Source organism: Caldisphaera sp., assembly GCF_023256325.1.
Classification (GTDB): domain Archaea; phylum Thermoproteota; class Thermoprotei_A; order Sulfolobales; family Acidilobaceae; genus Caldisphaera.
Genome location: NZ_JAGDXI010000006.1, coordinates 59,495 through 75,437, shown reverse-complemented (window position 1 = coordinate 75,437; position 15,943 = coordinate 59,495). Strand labels below are relative to the sequence as shown.

Genomic DNA, 15,943 nt, shown 5'->3' with positions numbered 1-15,943 from the left:
ATGAGAGCATTAGAAATTGGGCATATAGTTGCTGGGCCTACAGCAGGATTAATTCTATATTCATTAGGATTTGAATTAATAAAAATCGAAAAACCAAATGAAGGTGACATATCTAGAAGATTACCTGGAAGTAGTTCAGGTACTTTTCCGTACCTAAATTGGGGCAAGAAAAGCATGACACTTGATATATTTAGAGATGAAGGTAGAGAAGTTTTTAAAAAATTGATAAAGACTTCAGATGTGCTCATAGATAATCTAGCAAGAGGTGCTTTAGATAAGGCTGGCTTAGGATATGACGAAATTAAAAAAATTAATCCAAGAATCGTTTATGCGTCAATTAAGGCCTATGGTTATGGAAAATATGAAAATAGAAAATCTTTAGACTATCCAATTGAAGTACATAGCGGCCTAGCCTACATGACAGGACTCAAAGATAGACCATTAAGATTAGGGGCATCTATTGTTGATATAGGAGCTGCTATGTTTGCAGTAATTGGAGTTTTACAAAAACTTTTAGAAAGAGAAAAAACAGGATTAGGAGGGATAGTAGATGTTGGATTGTTCGAAACAGCAATGTTTTTTGTAGGCCAACATATATCAACATATCAAGTTTTAGGTAGGCCTATTTTACCTATAAATGAAGAAGGATTTGCATGGGGCATATACGATTTTTTTGAGACCAAAGATAATAAAAAAATTTTTGTTGCAGTAACAACAGATAAGCAATGGATAGATTTCTGTAAATCTCTCAATTTAGATATTTGTTATGATGAAAAATTTAAGAAAAATGAGGATAGATATAAAAATAGAAGTTTCTTAATACCATACCTACAAAATGAAATAAAAAAATTTAATGCTAATGAACTTATAAATATATTTGATAAAAATAACATAGGATACTCAATATTGAACAAACCATGGGATCTACTTCAAGATCCTCATGCATCGGAAAAAATGATCAAAATATTTTATAATGAAAGAGAGCTAAAAGTTCCTACACCACCTTTAATTAATATCATAAAAAGTACAAAAGTGCCAAGCTTAGGAGAATATACATATGAAATTCTTAAGGAGTTAGGATATAATGATGATGAGATCATTACGCTAAAGAAAAAAGGGATTATCTAATTAGGAATCAGACAAAATATTGCTAAGTATTTTATTTATTGCATTTCTAATATGATATATAATTGTCGGCTGAGAAACACCTAATTTTAAGCTTAATTCTTCTAAATTTATTTCTTTAGGCCAAGAAAAATAACCATAATTATATGCTTTGGACAAAATTTCATATTCTCTATTATTAATATTACTTGCTTCTATTATCATTTTTGAAATCCAAGATAAAAGAGACTTCATATTTACATCATTATAATTAAAATTGATTACATTATTATTGCGAGATATATCTTTAATTATGTAATCTATATCCTTTTTATTTTTTATTAAGATCAAAAATCTTTCATACCCATCTCCAGCAATGGTTGGAGTTATCAAAGCTCCTTTATATTCAATTAATGTTTTTACTATTCCATGACCTTCTTTTAATCCATTAAATAAGATACTTTTTTCACCTATCTTATCCCAATTTAAATATGAAAAATCTCCATATCTTTTCTTCCATGACTTCATTAAAGTTTCTTGATTTTTTTCTTTTAAAGTTACGAAGGCAATTATTGAGTTCATGCCTTTGCTAAATTGCGATACTGAAAAAGACAAAACCTCTCCATTAAAATCATGAGCCATTTTTGATAGACTACAATTACTTTTTATCGATAAGTCTAATATTATCATTAATTCGACCTCTTATTAATTTCATGTCTATATATGCAATTTTGACTTAATAAAGATATTTTATTAAATTATTATAATTTAATTGTTATTTTTAATTCGATAAATAGAATTTATTTTTAAATATATTTTAGATAAATAATATTAAGGTATTGGGGATAAACTTGAAAATTGGAATCATTGGATGCGGAGCAATAGGAAGTTTTCTATCAATTATTTTGAATCGTTCAGGTCATGAAATCACCATAATTGAGAAAACAAAAGGATGTAAAAAACAAAAAGTAATAGTAGAAAATATAGGTGAAGAAGAAATTAAAGTTTGCAATTATAAGGAAATTAAAGGACAAAAATTTGATTATTTAATTTTTGCAGTAAAAGCATATGATTTAGAAAAATCTATAAAAATTGCGAGAAAATATATTAATTCAGATTACGCATTATCAACTCAAAATGGTTTATATTCTTTAGAAAAGCTTGAAAAATACTATAAATCTGGTTCAATGATAATTTATTATGGACTTAATAAAATTAAGAAGTGCCATTCAATATTTAATGGAGGATCCAAATTAATCATTGGATGCAAAAATAGAGATTGCAGAGAAGAATTTAAAAACTTGGCAATAAAAGATGTTAAGACAGAGCTTGTTGATAATATAGAACCCTACAGATGGGAGAAGGTTATTGTTAATTCTGCCATAAACCCAGTCGCATCGTTATATTTAAAAAAGAACGGATTTATATTGGAAAACAAAAATGCTTATAATTTATCACTTCATATAGCCAATGAATCTAAAAAAATAGCTTCTTTATTTAAGATAAGCTTAGCTAATGATCCTATTATAGAATTAAAAAACACAATAAAATTTACATACAACAACTATAATTCGACCATTCAAGATCTTTGTTCAAATAAAAGAAAAACTGAGCTCGATTACATTAATTTAGCTTTATATAAAATTGCGAGAAAAATAGGATATCAAGCAAAATATAATTATTTTGCCTATAAATCAGTTATGGTCATGAAAGATCTTTTAAAAGAAAATAATAGACTTTGTGATTCCATATTAAATGGGTGAACATATGGAGAGAAAAAAGATAACGATTAGAGACATTTTAAAAATGAAAGGTAATAAAAAAATTGTAGCTATAACGAGCTACGATTATCCAACAACAAAAATAGTTGATGAAACAGGGGTTGATATAATATTAGTCGGTGATTCATTAGGTATGGTAGTCCTAGGATATCCATCAACTTTACAGGTTTCAATGGCCGAAATGCTTATTCATACAAAAGCTGTATGCAACGCTAAACCGAATGCCCTGGTTGTATCAGATATGCCGTTTATGAGCTATGAATATAACAAAGAGAAAGCTATATTAAATGCATCACGCTTTCTCAGGATTGGTTCTGATGCTGTTAAACTTGAAGGCGGTAGTGAATATAAAGAAATAATAAAAGGTATTGTAAATTCAGGTATTCCTGTCATGGGTCATATAGGATTAACACCTCAAAAACACAAACAGATTGGTGGATATAGGCTTTTAGGGAAAACCTATAGTGAGGCTAAAGAAATACTTAATGATGCTCTTCAATTAGAAGATTCAGGCATTTTTTCTCTAGTTATTGAATATACAGCATATGAAGTTGCTAAAAAAATAACAGAAAAAATTTCAATACCAACTATTTGTATTGGTAGCGGACCATATTGTGATGGTCAAATAATGGTTATAAATGATTTATTAGGTCTCGGAGACTATTCCCCTGAGTTTGCAAAAAAGTATGTAGATTTAAAATCAGTAATAAAAGAAGCTATATTAAATTATAAAACCGAAGTAGAAAGTGGTAAGTTCCCTGAAAAATATTGGGGTATGAAAAACAATGAAGATAAAAAGAAATTCATGGAAGAATAATTTTTTAATAAAGCAACAAATAATCAATAAAAAGCTTCGTTATTTATTCATAATATTATTAAAGATTACATTTACTATTTCAATAAAGTATTAACTTGCTTTAGCTGTGATCAAGCATATTATTTTATAAAGTATTTATAATCATTTTAGAATAATTTATAGTGAATTAATTTAAATTTTTTATAACATAAGTTTTTATAAAATTCTTAAAAAATAAGGAAAACATTATCACTAATAAAAACTTAATTAATCAAATAGGTTAAATAAAATTTTTATTAATATATTATGCATAAGAAATTTATACTCTTTAAAGAATGGTTTAATTAGGTGATTTTGTTTGGATGATAAAGAGAGTCCAAACAAAAGTACAAGCCTCAAAAAGGAATTATCTTTTTTGGAAATATTTATAGCAGGCGTAGTAGGAGCTGTTGGTACTGGAGTATTATTTTCAACTGCCGGAATGGCTGGATATGCAGGACCATCATTAATTATTTCATGGATTATTGGAGCACTATTTTATACATTTATTGCCATTCCAATTATTGAGTTATCATTAGTATGGCCAGAAGCGGGAGGACCTGCAAGGTATCCCTTATATACGCATGGAAACACTTTAAATCTATTATCATCATTTATGAACTTAGTTTGGTATCTTTTTATTCCTCCAATAGAAGCTTTAGCAACTGTTGAAGGATTGGCGTATTTCTTTCCAAAACTATTGGTTCCAAATTCTACAATACCAACACCTCTAGGAGCTATTGTTGGCACTATCTTGTTGCTTTTATTTGTTCCATTTAATTATTATGGTGTTAAGGTATTTGGAAAATCTACATTAGGATTAGGCATTTTTAAATTAATACTATATATTGTTGCAGCTTTATCAATTTCTTTTGTGTTTTTCTCGGCTAAGAACTTCACATCTCTACCCGGAGGATTTATTCCATATGGTTTCACAGGAATATTTTATGCAATACCTTTGGCTATGTTTGCATATGGTGGAATAAGAGTTATACCAGATTTTGCAGAAGAAGTAAAAGATAAAAATTTCTTGGGAAAAGCTATAATTTTAGTAGTTATTGGGCAAACTATTATTTATATATTATTTTCAATAGTTTTTGTTGGAGGTATAAAATGGGATTCTTTTGGCTTTAAACCAGGCGACTGGACTTCCATATCTAATTTACCAGGTAATCCTTTTGTTGATATTTCATCTGCTATTCATTCCAACATATCATTGTTCTTAATATTAATCGTTGCTATACTTGGTCCTTTTGTAACAGGATATATATATTTAGGTGGTGGAACCAGAGTAGTTTTTGCTATGGCCAGATCTGGATATATGCCAGAAAAATTAAAGGAAGTAAGCGAAACATATGCTATACCATATTGGTCTTTGATAGTATTTGCAATAATAGGCGCAATATTAACTTTTCTAACAGCACCTATCCATGCAATTTATTCTTTATTGGAAGATGCCGTAGTTGGCGGTTATCTAGCTTTTGCTACTCTACCAGTTGCTATGCTTTCAGCTAGAAGGAAAGGATTAACTCCAAATAATTATAGATTGCCTGTTGGTTGGCTATGGAGTGGTTTGGCTTTTATTTCTGCTTCATTAATTGCTTTTTGGAGCGGATGGCCATCTGTTCCATACGCAATTGCTATAGGAATTATTGCCTCTATTGTATTCGGATTTATATTTAAAGTTAAAGGAGATTTTAAAAAATCTATATGGTATGTTGTTTATCTTATATTCATATTAATTATGACATATATAGGTAGTGATGGCGCATTAAATATAATAGGCTTTATACCATCAACAATAATAGTTGCTATAGTTTCAGTTTTTATATTCTTGCCATGGGGAGTATTAAGTTCATAATTTTTTTATTTTTTAAATTATACGGGATAAACATTTAATGCTACTTAAATTTATAGTATATTTTTCACTAGCGAAGATTTTCATTTTAAGCCTAAAGGGCTTTATTATTAATCTATTTTCTTTATAAGGATAAAAATACCAAACGTTATCGTATTCTTCTCCCAAAGGAATACTATAATAGTCTTTTATATTACCGTTCATTAGGTAAAGAGTTGTTATATTATTATTGATTCTTCTAATCATTGCATCTAATTCAAGTCTAGGATATATCTCATTGTCAGCTAATAATTGAATTAAAGCATCTAGACCGATATTTAAGACAAATGCTGGTTTTTCCATTTCTTCAATTTCATTAACATGATCAAAATACTCTGTCAATGAATATTTATTAGCATCTATGCCATCTATTATATAACTTTTTAATAATTCATCAACTTTATTTTTATCTATACCAGCATTTAGTAAGCAATTCTTTATCTGACTTGAAAATTCTTCAGCGGTATAACTCATCATTCTTATAATGGTTTTTCGTCTTATATTTTCTGATAAATTTGGTGTCCCAGTAACCGCACCAACAATTATCAATGAAGCCAGAGCTTGAATATCAATTTTTGGATTTGCAATTATTAAATTTTGACTACCTAATGAAATTGTAAAACTGTTATTACCTACAACTACATTAATTAGTTTATTACTTCTTTTTTCTTTAACATTTTTAGGGTACAATACGGAAATTCCTTTATCTTTTCTAATAATAAAAGGTATTGATACTAAGGAAACATCTGAACCCCTAGCTTTCTTTATTTCCATAATTCTAATGCTTCTTCCTTTGATTTGAACAGTTTTCAAAAAGATTACTGCATCAACCAAGAATTCTTCTACTCCAAAACCAATATTTTCATTCCCATAAGGAACTTCCTGGATTAAAATTGTAGTAATTCCTTTAATTTTCGATAATCTGTAAAAGAAATTATGTAATATTTCCCTTAAACTTATTATATTTTCAGTAACTTGCAATAAGGGTGAAATACTATCTATAACTATTATTTTCGCACCTGTTCGTTCAACTGTGTTGAGAATTTGATTTAGAATATCTGGTATTAAATCCTTGTTAAGAAAAGTTATCTCTTCTAAATAAGTGAAAAGACCTTTTTTCTCTAACTCTTCCATATCTAAACCCAATCTCTTTAAATTTTTGTAATATTCACTTTTTGTTTCGACAAAGCTTACATAAATTGTTTTAATACCGAGCTTTGTCATATTTTCATACAATATTTTAGAAGCTCCAATAGTTTTTCCTGTTCCCGGATTACCTGCGATTAATATGACATAACCAAGATCTATCTTATCTGCAATTTCGTTTAATTCTTCAACTCCCAAAATAAACTTGTTATTTTGTTCCATTTTAACCCTAATAAATTACAAAAAATCTTGTTTAAATATTTTTCCTTATATCATCGTTATCGACCATCTTTAATATAAGTTATCTACATCGCCACCATGTTATAAGTGAACTATCAATTAATAAAATGCTCGGAAATTATTTTAACTTTATATTATCAAACTTAACAAAAATTAACATTATGTATTTAATATCTAGTTTTTAGAATAAAAAACATAAAATATACCCTATTTATTTACTTTATTTGGGAATTAAGCTTGATTTCAAAAGAAGTCTATAAATTAGCTTTCTCCGCATTCTTTGCGGATCTTGGATATCAAACAGCTGTAGTCATGTTTCCCTTAATTTTCGTTATTATTCTAAAAACTCCTATATGGTTATATGGAGTTGCTGAAGCACTTAACTATGGACTTGGAAGTTTCATGGGTTTAATTGGAGGCATAATGGGAGATAGATTTGGAAGAAAAAAGATGGCTGTTTTAGGTAATTCAATAATAGTATTTATTTCTTTATTAGGATTTTCAAAAAATTGGTGGGAAGCATTACTAATATTTATGATACCATGGTGGTTTAGGAATTTTAGGTCTCCTATAAGAAGATCTATGATAACAGAAGTAACAAGCGAAAAGGAAAGAGTTAAAGCCTTTGGAATACTTCATAGCCTTGATATAGGTGGAGCTATTTTAGCAATAACATATACTAGCATTTTGCTATACTTTAAGTTCCCAATAGAATATTTATTATTAATAACTTCAATACCTATTATTATCTCAACAGTTTTATTATCGGTATCAAATGCCGGAAAAATAACTTATAAAAGGAAAACAATTTTTAAAGGAAATGATAAAATAATTATCTTATTGATAATATCGACAACACTTTTTGGCTTGTCTCAATATAGCTTTGGCTTTCCTATAATTACAACAGCTCATTTTACTCATGAAAATTATTTAGCAGTTATAAGTTATGGTATCTTTTTAACAGCCTCATCCTTTTTTGGCCTCATATATAGTAGAACTAGAATTAATGAGTTTATGGGATTAGGATTTCTTGGATATCTAATTGCATCTATTTCATCTTTGGGGTTTGCTTTTCTATCCCCTTTTGGCATAAAAGGGATATATCCAATGGCATTCCTATTAGGTGCTTCTGTTGCATCTGCTGAAACATTTGAACCATCAATAATATCAATATTTTCAAAAAAAGAATCCATAGGAGAAAATATGGGTTTGCTAACTTTTGGTAGGAGTATAGGTATTTTTACTAGTAACTTTATAATGGGATTTCTTTATCAAATTAAATATTACTATGCATATTATTTTTCTTCTATAGCGTCTATAGTAGCCTTTTTTATAGTAGTCTACATAATCATATCTCAAGGTCGTAATAATGGTTAATTACTTAGTCTTATAGAGTTAGATGTATATATTTAATCTTTATAAGTAAAAACTAGGAGCTAAAATGATCCAAGATATTAAGTTTGAAAAAGTTATATATTCTGATAAAAAATTAGTTGAGGAACTAACGAAAAACACATTTGAATGGGGAGATTATATAAAAGAAGTTTTTGATGAATGGATTAATGATGGACTTTTTATTAAAGCTGTTGATAGCAACGGAAATATTTTGGGCATAATACACGCCAAAATATGTGATGATTTTGCTTGGCTTGAGGGTATAAGAGTTAATAAAAACTTTAGAAAGAAAGGTATTGGTAAAAAGCTAACAGAAAAAGCTATAGAATTAAGTAAAAAAAGAGTCTTCAGATTAACAGTAAATGAAAAGAATGAACCATCTCTAGCCTTAGTAAAATCAATGGGTTTTAAAGAAATAGATCGATTTTATTTTAATAGCGGAAATAGACTTGATTTTAAAAACATAATTGAAATGTATAAATTAGAGCAAAAGAAAAATATAGATTTTATTTTTAATGGATATGTTGATAATTGGGTATGGTATCCATTTAACAAATACAAGAAATTATTTTACAAAAATGATCAAATAATATTATTACAAACTAACCCTCCATTTGTTTTAAAAGGGGACAACCTGGAATTTGAACATATATCAATAAATAAAAAGGAAAATTCAGAGGGATTTATAGTATTTGAGTTAAAAATCTGATATTAAAATAATAAATAGTGCAGCAAGATCAATTTTATTTACTTTATATAATTTTTTAAGTAAAAGTAAATTTCAGTTTATAAAAAGCTATTTAAAGATAAAATTATTAAAAAATAAATTTTTTTATAGTTTAAACTTTTAAATTTATATTTTACTAATTAAAGAGGTGAAATGAATAAATTGAGTAATAGCGAAAACGATAAAAAAGCTATTTCAAAACTTTCAATATATAACTTAATAAACAGTATGATATCTAGCTCATATTCTCCATTTTTAGCCTTTATTGGTGCAACGATAGGATTACCCGGTTATCTATTAGGTATAGTATCAACTTCAGGAACATTTTTTACCAATATTTCTCAATACCTTTCATCTCTCACAAAGAAAAATCCCAAATCATTAATTTTATATGGTAATATATTGAAAAGTATCTCATTAGCAGCTTTATTTTTTGTTACTACGCAAGGTCCTCTGTATACAATTTTTGTTTCCTTAATTATGATAAGCTCTGGAATAACAGGATTTGGTCTTTCTCTTTATTTAGAACTTTATAGCAGAGTTAGCAGGAGCGTGACATTATCAAGGATATATTTTTATTCATCTCTTGGATCTTTACCAGTTATTGCCTTAGGAGGCCTATATTTGGAATATAACACCCTATTAGTTAAATATTTATTTATATTATCAGCTTTTGTTACATTAATTTCAACATTAATAGTAACTGGAATAGATTACAAAGAAGATTACACTTCAAAAAACAGTGTATGGATAAATAAAGAAGACTTTAATAAACTAAAAAAATTTTTCTTATTTAATTTTTTGTACATGATTACTTGGTCTTTTGCATGGCCTTTATTTCCTTTAGCCCAAATATTTGTATTCCATATGAATACTTTCCAAGTTGCTATAATAAATATAATATCAACTTCTTCCACAATTCTATTACAAAGATTTTTTGGATATTTTATATCTAGGCACATTAAACTCTCCTTATACATAGGTAGGCTAACAAACACTTTTTTTGCATTAGCCTACGCAATATCTCCTAACATTAACGGAATTTATCTAGCCAATGTATTAGGAGGCGTTTCAAATTCTATAAATAATGTTGGATACTTTTCATATTTAGTTGATAACTCCAAAGACAAAAGATCTGCTATAGGAACTTATAGCGTTATAATGGGTTTGTCCGCATTATTGGGAGGAGAAATTGGCGGGATAACTTATGACATTTTACAGCAAAAATATGGATACCATATATTAAGAGATATGTTTCTGTATACTGCAATAGCTAGAGGCACGGTGGCATCTTTATTTTTATTACTGTAACTATTAAATTTCAAACCGTATACTAAAACTTTGGTGATAATATTTGAAAAATGAAATTAGCATACCATATAACGAAAGAGAACTAGCAGAAAGAATTGACCATACTGTTCTTAAGCCTGAAGAAGGATATGATGGAATCATTAGAGGAATTGAAGAAACAAAAAAATATGGATTCAGATCATTAGTATTACCTTTATCCGCTGTTAAATATGCATCCGAAATTTCAAACATTAGAATATCATCTGTAATAAGTTTTCCTATGGGTAATGATCCATTAGAAATTAAGAAAATTCAAATTGAAAAAGCAATTAATGATGGGGCAAAGGAGATAGATGTTGTATTGGATCTAATAGCTATGATGTCGAACAAGTTTGATATTATAAACAAAGAAGTCGAAGAACTCACTGAACTTGGGCACCAACTTGGAGCAAAATTAAAATTTATAATAGAGACAGGATATTTAAATAAAAATAACATTATACAAGTTTCTAAAATAATCGAAAAACATGGTGGGGATTTCATTAAAACATGCACTGGATTTGGTCCTAGAGGTGTGACAATTGATGATATATTGATCATTAGACAAAATGTAAGCAAAAATCAAAAAATTAAGGCATCTGGAGGAATTAAAACTGCAATACAAGCGCTTCTTTATTTATATGCAGGTGCTGATATTTTAGGAACAAGTAGCAGCATAAAAATAATAAATGAATTTAATGAAGCAAGAAATTATTTTAAGAATTTTGATTAACCATAATTTAGTTAAATTTCTTTTTATCAACGCTTTCTGTTAATTCTCGCTCTTACTAATTCAATTACCGAATTATAAATAATAACCAAAATAGTTACAAAGAATATTATATGAGCAATAGCTATAGAAACAAAGCCAATTATAAAACTTATTAAAAATATTAATCCTAAAAATATTCTTAAATTAATCTGCTCCTTAATACTCTTCGTTGATCTCTGGTCAAAGACACTTCTGTAGTCATTTAAGATACTTCTTAGCATAAGAGACCATATAAAAGATAACGCAGCTAAAGTCCCTGATAAATAAAAGATGTCTCCTACTTTCAAAACCTCAGGTAAAAGTGAAATTATAATTAATAACAATACATCATAAAATGGAAAAGTATTTCTCTTTACTGGATATTTAAACCTGTCCATTATATACCTCCACCAAAACCATACAACAATTATGTTAACAAAGATATAATCTATAATGTTAAACAATGTAAAACTATTCGATAAAGATTGAGCGCTAAATGCTAATGCTATAGCTACTATCATTGTAGATAGCTCTAGTATCAAAACATTAGTTGTTAGTTTTTCTTCATTCAAATCTTATTCACAATTCATAAATGACTTACTTCTAATATAAAAATCTTTTAAAAATTGACCCAAAGTGATTGATAAACATCATAAACTACATTATTAGGATATTATTCTAAAGTGTTAATATTTTTAAACTAAAATAAAATATGTAAGAAATGGATTTTGGTGAAATTTTATGGGATCTATAGCATTAGTTAATGGAACTATATACACATCGTTTTCACCTTTTAGAAAAAGCGGGGGTGTTTTAATCTATAATGGCCTTTATAAAATTATTGACAACAATGATAAAATTATTAACTTTGCTAAGAAAGAAAAGATTGAAATAATAGATCTACAAAATAAATTCGTAATTCCTGGATTTATAGATGCCCACATGCATTTAGATGAACTTGGAGAATTCATAAAAGGGATAAATTTAAAAGAAATAAATTCAATTAACCAGTTATGTAATTATATTTCTAGAGAAAAAGACAAATTTAAAACGTGGATATTTGGCCATGGATGGGACCAAGAAAAATTTATAGAAAAAAGATGGCCTAATCATCACGATATTGATAACTGCTCCAGTGATAAACCCTTGTTTTTTTCTAGAATTGATCTACATTCCGCTCTAATAAATCAAAATGCCATAAACATACTTAAAAACGTAAATCAAAAACTATACGGAATAGAAAAATTTCCAGATGGATCTCCTACAGGTATTATTAAAGAAGAGGCATTTGAAGAACTAAGAAAAGTATTAAGAGGAAGCAGAAATATTGATGAACAAAAAGAAATATTAGAATTAGCACAAAACGAGTTGTTAGCAAATGGCGTTACATCTATAGGATTTATGAGCGTCGATGAAAAGACATTAACGTCTCTAATAGAGTTAATGTCAGAAAATAAGCTTAAGATTAGAATCTCAGCGTATTTAAAACCTGAAATAATGAAGAAATCAAGAGAAATTAAGAACGATGATATTCTTGCAATAAAAGGAATAAAGTTATTTGCTGATGGATCATTTGGATCTAGAACAGCTTTATTGTCATATCCTTATGATGATGAGCCTACAAACCATGGCTATGAAGCTATGAGTAAAGAAGATCTACTAGAAAATTGTATGAGAGCAAAAGAACTAAACCTAAAAACTGCAATACACGCAATAGGAGATAAAGGAATAGATAACGTAATTTGGGTCTATGAAAGGTGTGGAAAAAGGAATAGGATTGAACATGCTTCGCTTATTAGAGATGATCAATTTCCTAAAATTGCAAAAATTGAACCTTTTGTTGTTGTTCAACCTCATTTTATAATATCAGATTATTGGATAATAAACAGAGTAGGAAAGAAAAGATCTACTTGGGTATATCCTTTTAAAACATTGATAAACTATGGAATAAATGTTGCGTTTTCAACAGATTCTCCTGTTGAACCTATAAATCCATTTTTTACCATTGATTCAGCAGTAAATAGAGGGAAAAATCAAAACATTGAATTATTTAAATATACACAACATGAAGCCTTTAGTATTTTAGAAGCCTATAATGCTTATACAAATGACTCTTCGTTAGCTATAGATAGGAATGATATAGGTAAAATAGAGATAGGTAAAAAAGGAGATCTTATAATTTTAGACAAAGATCCCATGGAAGATTATTTTTATAACAAAGTATTAATAACTATTATTAATGGAGATATAGTTTATAAGAGCTCAGATCAAAATCTAATACATTGATTTTCATAATAAATTGATTTATTGCAATTCATTTAATTAAAACGTTTTAACTAAAAATAAAACATTATTAAAGCGGAGATGAAATAGATTTGAAAGTAGGTTTAATCGGATTAGGAGTTATGGGTTATAGGATTGCAGCAAATTTAAAAAAGGTAAACTTGCTTAATTTTGTTTACAACAGAACTTATTCAAAAGCTGAAGAATTTTCCAAGATTTATGATGTTAATATATCAAAATCAGTTGAAGAATTAGCAAAGAATTCCGATGTAATATTAACGGTTTTATCAGATGATGATGCAGTTTCTGATACAATCTACAAGATCTTACCCTATGCGAAAGGGAAGACTATTATAGATCTATCAACTATATCTCCTACCACGAGTATAAACTTAGCGAATAATGTATTCTTAAATGGAGGATTAATGTTTGATGCACCCATGATGGGCACGTCAGTCGATGTAGAACAGAAAAAAGTTTCAATAATAGTTGGCGGTCCTAAGGATCATTTTGAAGAAGTAAGAAATTTATTAAGTAACACCGCAGGAAAAATAATTTATGCTGGTAATAATGGTATGGGACTTTACATGAAATTAGCAGGAAACATGATTTTCGCATCATTTATTAATGGATTAGCTGAAGCAATTCATTTTGCTGAACGTGCTGGAATCTCCAAAGATGCTATAACTGATTTATTCCTAAATATTAGCAGTACTAGATCTCCAGCAAGCATTTTAAAATTATCAAAAATGGTAAATTCAAATTTTGATGTACAGTTTGCATTAAAACACATGAGAAAAGATACGGAGATAATGATAAGAGAAGGACAAAAACTTAAAGTTCCATTACCAACTACTTCTTTGATCTCTAATTTATTAAAAATTGCTGAAGGTTTGGGATTTGGGGAACTTGATGTGTCCTCAATAATAGAACTATACAGAAAAGGTACTCCCTAATTATTTAAGGTAATATTTTTGTGACAAAAATAATTAGCTTATGGGGGAAAAGTATTATCGGAAAATCAACAATTACTGCATCAAAATGTTATGTTAGAAAACACAGCTTCTTTTCTTCTAAAAATAAAAATTAATGTTTAAATAAATAATGTTTAAATTTATGAAATTCTACTATCTAGTACTTTATATCCATAAGCATATGTATATTCACTTATATTAGGAGATATTATTGTAATTATAGTTCCATTGCTTGCTAAATATTTTATCATAGTTACGTTTCCAACACTATAATATGCTCTTAAAGCTATAAGATAATGATTCAGCTTAGCATTTGACACGTTCGATAATATGCTTTCGTTTACAGTTTGATATAGATTTGAGTATGAGAAATGCTCTATTATGTAAATCGTTACATTTGCTGCTTCTTGTGCTGCATAAACTCCTATATATGTGTTTGGAAACCATGGAGAATCGGATATCCCTCTAACTATAATCCATGGAATTCCAAGTTCTGCATTTACATAAGCAAAACCCATGCCTTCGTTTTCTCCTGCATCAGTTTGATACAAAGCATTTTGATCCAATTGCCAAACTAATGGTTCAGTCCATTGATTAGCGGATCCTATTACTCCAACAATAATTTGAGATTTAACTAGCCCATTTATAGTACTATTGCTAGATATATTAGATGCGGGTAAATAACCTAGTTGAGCTTGTTGTGCAATTTGTACTAAACCAAGAGAAGCAGGAAATGCAGCAATATAAACATAATTTTTATCGGTTGTACCTGGGCCATAACCATAATATGAGGCATTTTGCAAAGTTGGACCCACTTCTCCATAACCGCCTATTATAGAGTTATTAATTAGGCTTTTGTTGCTTACAACCATTTCTACACCTGTATAATCACTTTGAAATCCTCTATTATGATAATGAATTGATGACTTATCAACAACATACGCTCCAATAACGACATCACCAGGTAACACATAAGGATTTCTAGAACCTGCTGTCCCACTTAATATGTTAGCTATTATATGAAAATGAGTATCCATAATATAAGTAGCTAGTTCAGCTGCATATTCTTTTTCTCCACTTCTTACATTAACTACCCATTGATTTCCTATTTTACCAACGTAGAAAGTATAACCACTTATATTAATTTCTGTCACATTTTTCATCACAGCCAATATTGGTGCCTGCTCCATAGCCATAGGTGTAACTATACCTATCATTGGAATAGAAAATAAATAAGAATTGCTTGCAGTATTATTAATTGATGAATTGGTCTGCTGATAAATTTTGGTCTTAATACTGTATTCATAAGCAAAAAGGCCAAACCCAATTATAGCTAAAGCCAAGAAAATTACAGCCGCTATCTTAATTGTGTTAACCATTTGTGATCACAAATACAAAAAATTGGTATACATTTTATAAACGTTTCGAGTTTTTCATTAGATATTTTATTTTATTACGTAAAAACTGTTTGACTCTACATA

The 15,943-nt window shown here is 28.4% G+C and carries 14 protein-coding genes; 10 read left to right on the top strand and 4 right to left on the bottom strand.

Annotation, left to right across the window (positions count from 1 at the left end; genetic code table 11):
* Positions 1-1,128, top strand: coding sequence for a CaiB/BaiF CoA-transferase family protein (locus tag Q0C16_RS00660; protein ID WP_292319110.1), 1,128 nt, complete (start codon positions 1-3; stop codon positions 1,126-1,128).
* Here the strand turns inward: Q0C16_RS00660 and Q0C16_RS00655 are convergent, their stop codons facing one another.
* Positions 1,129-1,794 (bottom strand): helix-turn-helix domain-containing protein, encoded by a 666-nt coding sequence (locus Q0C16_RS00655; protein WP_292319109.1) that lies wholly within the window; start codon positions 1,792-1,794, stop codon positions 1,129-1,131. It abuts the gene before it with no gap.
* Positions 1,795-1,955: 161 nt separating this feature from the next.
* On the opposite strand from Q0C16_RS00655, the gene Q0C16_RS00650 reads away from it, so the two are divergent.
* The 3 genes from Q0C16_RS00650 to Q0C16_RS00640 all read left to right on the top strand — a co-directional run bounded on the left by Q0C16_RS00650 (position 1,956) and on the right by Q0C16_RS00640 (position 5,581).
* The gene (locus Q0C16_RS00650) at positions 1,956-2,867 is read left to right on the top strand and encodes a ketopantoate reductase family protein (RefSeq protein ID WP_292319108.1); all 912 of its coding nucleotides are present in this window, start codon (positions 1,956-1,958) and stop codon (positions 2,865-2,867) included.
* Positions 2,868-2,871: 4 nt separating this feature from the next.
* Entirely contained in the window at positions 2,872-3,702 is an 831-nt protein-coding gene (gene panB, locus Q0C16_RS00645; RefSeq protein WP_292319107.1) for a 3-methyl-2-oxobutanoate hydroxymethyltransferase, read from the top strand.
* A 337-nt stretch (positions 3,703-4,039) separates the two neighbouring features.
* Positions 4,040-5,581, top strand: coding sequence for an APC family permease (locus Q0C16_RS00640; RefSeq protein ID WP_292319106.1), 1,542 nt, complete (start codon positions 4,040-4,042; stop codon positions 5,579-5,581).
* A 12-nt stretch (positions 5,582-5,593) separates the two neighbouring features.
* Here the strand turns inward: Q0C16_RS00640 and Q0C16_RS00635 are convergent, their stop codons facing one another.
* The gene (locus Q0C16_RS00635; protein ID WP_292319105.1) at positions 5,594-6,985 is read right to left on the bottom strand and encodes an ATPase domain-containing protein; all 1,392 of its coding nucleotides are present in this window, start codon (positions 6,983-6,985) and stop codon (positions 5,594-5,596) included.
* Between the two features lie 255 nt (positions 6,986-7,240).
* On the opposite strand from Q0C16_RS00635, the gene Q0C16_RS00630 reads away from it, so the two are divergent.
* From Q0C16_RS00630 to deoC, 4 genes are all read left to right on the top strand, one after another.
* The gene (locus Q0C16_RS00630; RefSeq protein WP_292319104.1) at positions 7,241-8,380 is read left to right on the top strand and encodes an MFS transporter; all 1,140 of its coding nucleotides are present in this window, start codon (positions 7,241-7,243) and stop codon (positions 8,378-8,380) included.
* 64 nt (positions 8,381-8,444) lie between these two features.
* Positions 8,445-9,107: an N-acetyltransferase gene (locus Q0C16_RS00625; protein WP_292319103.1), complete on the top strand. Its 663-nt coding sequence runs from the start codon at positions 8,445-8,447 to the stop codon at positions 9,105-9,107.
* A gap of 180 nt (positions 9,108-9,287) precedes the next feature.
* Positions 9,288-10,436, top strand: a complete 1,149-nt coding sequence (locus tag Q0C16_RS00620) for an MFS transporter (RefSeq protein ID WP_292319102.1) — start codon at positions 9,288-9,290, stop codon at positions 10,434-10,436.
* A gap of 43 nt (positions 10,437-10,479) precedes the next feature.
* Complete coding sequence (deoC, locus tag Q0C16_RS00615; RefSeq protein ID WP_292319101.1) at positions 10,480-11,187, top strand: deoxyribose-phosphate aldolase; 708 nt, start codon at positions 10,480-10,482, stop codon at positions 11,185-11,187.
* Positions 11,188-11,213: 26 nt separating this feature from the next.
* Here deoC and Q0C16_RS00610 read toward each other — a convergent pair whose 3' ends face one another.
* A complete protein-coding gene (locus Q0C16_RS00610; protein WP_292319100.1) occupies positions 11,214-11,777 on the bottom strand; it encodes a hypothetical protein in 564 nt (187 codons plus the stop codon).
* A gap of 169 nt (positions 11,778-11,946) precedes the next feature.
* On the opposite strand from Q0C16_RS00610, the gene Q0C16_RS00605 reads away from it, so the two are divergent.
* Both Q0C16_RS00605 and Q0C16_RS00600 read left to right on the top strand, forming a co-directional pair.
* Positions 11,947-13,491, top strand: a complete 1,545-nt coding sequence (locus Q0C16_RS00605; RefSeq protein WP_292319099.1) for an amidohydrolase — start codon at positions 11,947-11,949, stop codon at positions 13,489-13,491.
* An 89-nt stretch (positions 13,492-13,580) separates the two neighbouring features.
* Complete coding sequence (locus Q0C16_RS00600; RefSeq protein ID WP_292319098.1) at positions 13,581-14,444, top strand: NAD(P)-dependent oxidoreductase; 864 nt, start codon at positions 13,581-13,583, stop codon at positions 14,442-14,444.
* Between the two features lie 158 nt (positions 14,445-14,602).
* Here Q0C16_RS00600 and Q0C16_RS00595 read toward each other — a convergent pair whose 3' ends face one another.
* Positions 14,603-15,841, bottom strand: a complete 1,239-nt coding sequence (locus tag Q0C16_RS00595) for a nucleoside phosphorylase (protein ID WP_292319097.1) — start codon at positions 15,839-15,841, stop codon at positions 14,603-14,605.
* Positions 15,842-15,943: the final 102 nt, after the last annotated feature.

Excerpts from the sequence above, each read along its gene's own strand:
- Q0C16_RS00660 (WP_292319110.1), top strand. The coding sequence starts at position 1 with ATGAGAGCATTAGAAATTGGGCATATAGTTGCTGGGCCTACAGCAGGA.
- Q0C16_RS00595 (WP_292319097.1), bottom strand. The coding sequence starts at position 15,841 with ATGGTTAACACAATTAAGATAGCGGCTGTAATTTTCTTGGCTTTAGCT.
- panB (WP_292319107.1), top strand. The coding sequence starts at position 2,872 with ATGGAGAGAAAAAAGATAACGATTAGAGACATTTTAAAAATGAAAGGT.
- Q0C16_RS00655 (WP_292319109.1), bottom strand. The coding sequence starts at position 1,794 with ATGATAATATTAGACTTATCGATAAAAAGTAATTGTAGTCTATCAAAA.
- Q0C16_RS00635 (WP_292319105.1), bottom strand. The coding sequence starts at position 6,985 with ATGGAACAAAATAACAAGTTTATTTTGGGAGTTGAAGAATTAAACGAA.
- Q0C16_RS00605 (WP_292319099.1), top strand. The coding sequence starts at position 11,947 with ATGGGATCTATAGCATTAGTTAATGGAACTATATACACATCGTTTTCA.
- Q0C16_RS00625 (WP_292319103.1), top strand. The coding sequence starts at position 8,445 with ATGATCCAAGATATTAAGTTTGAAAAAGTTATATATTCTGATAAAAAA.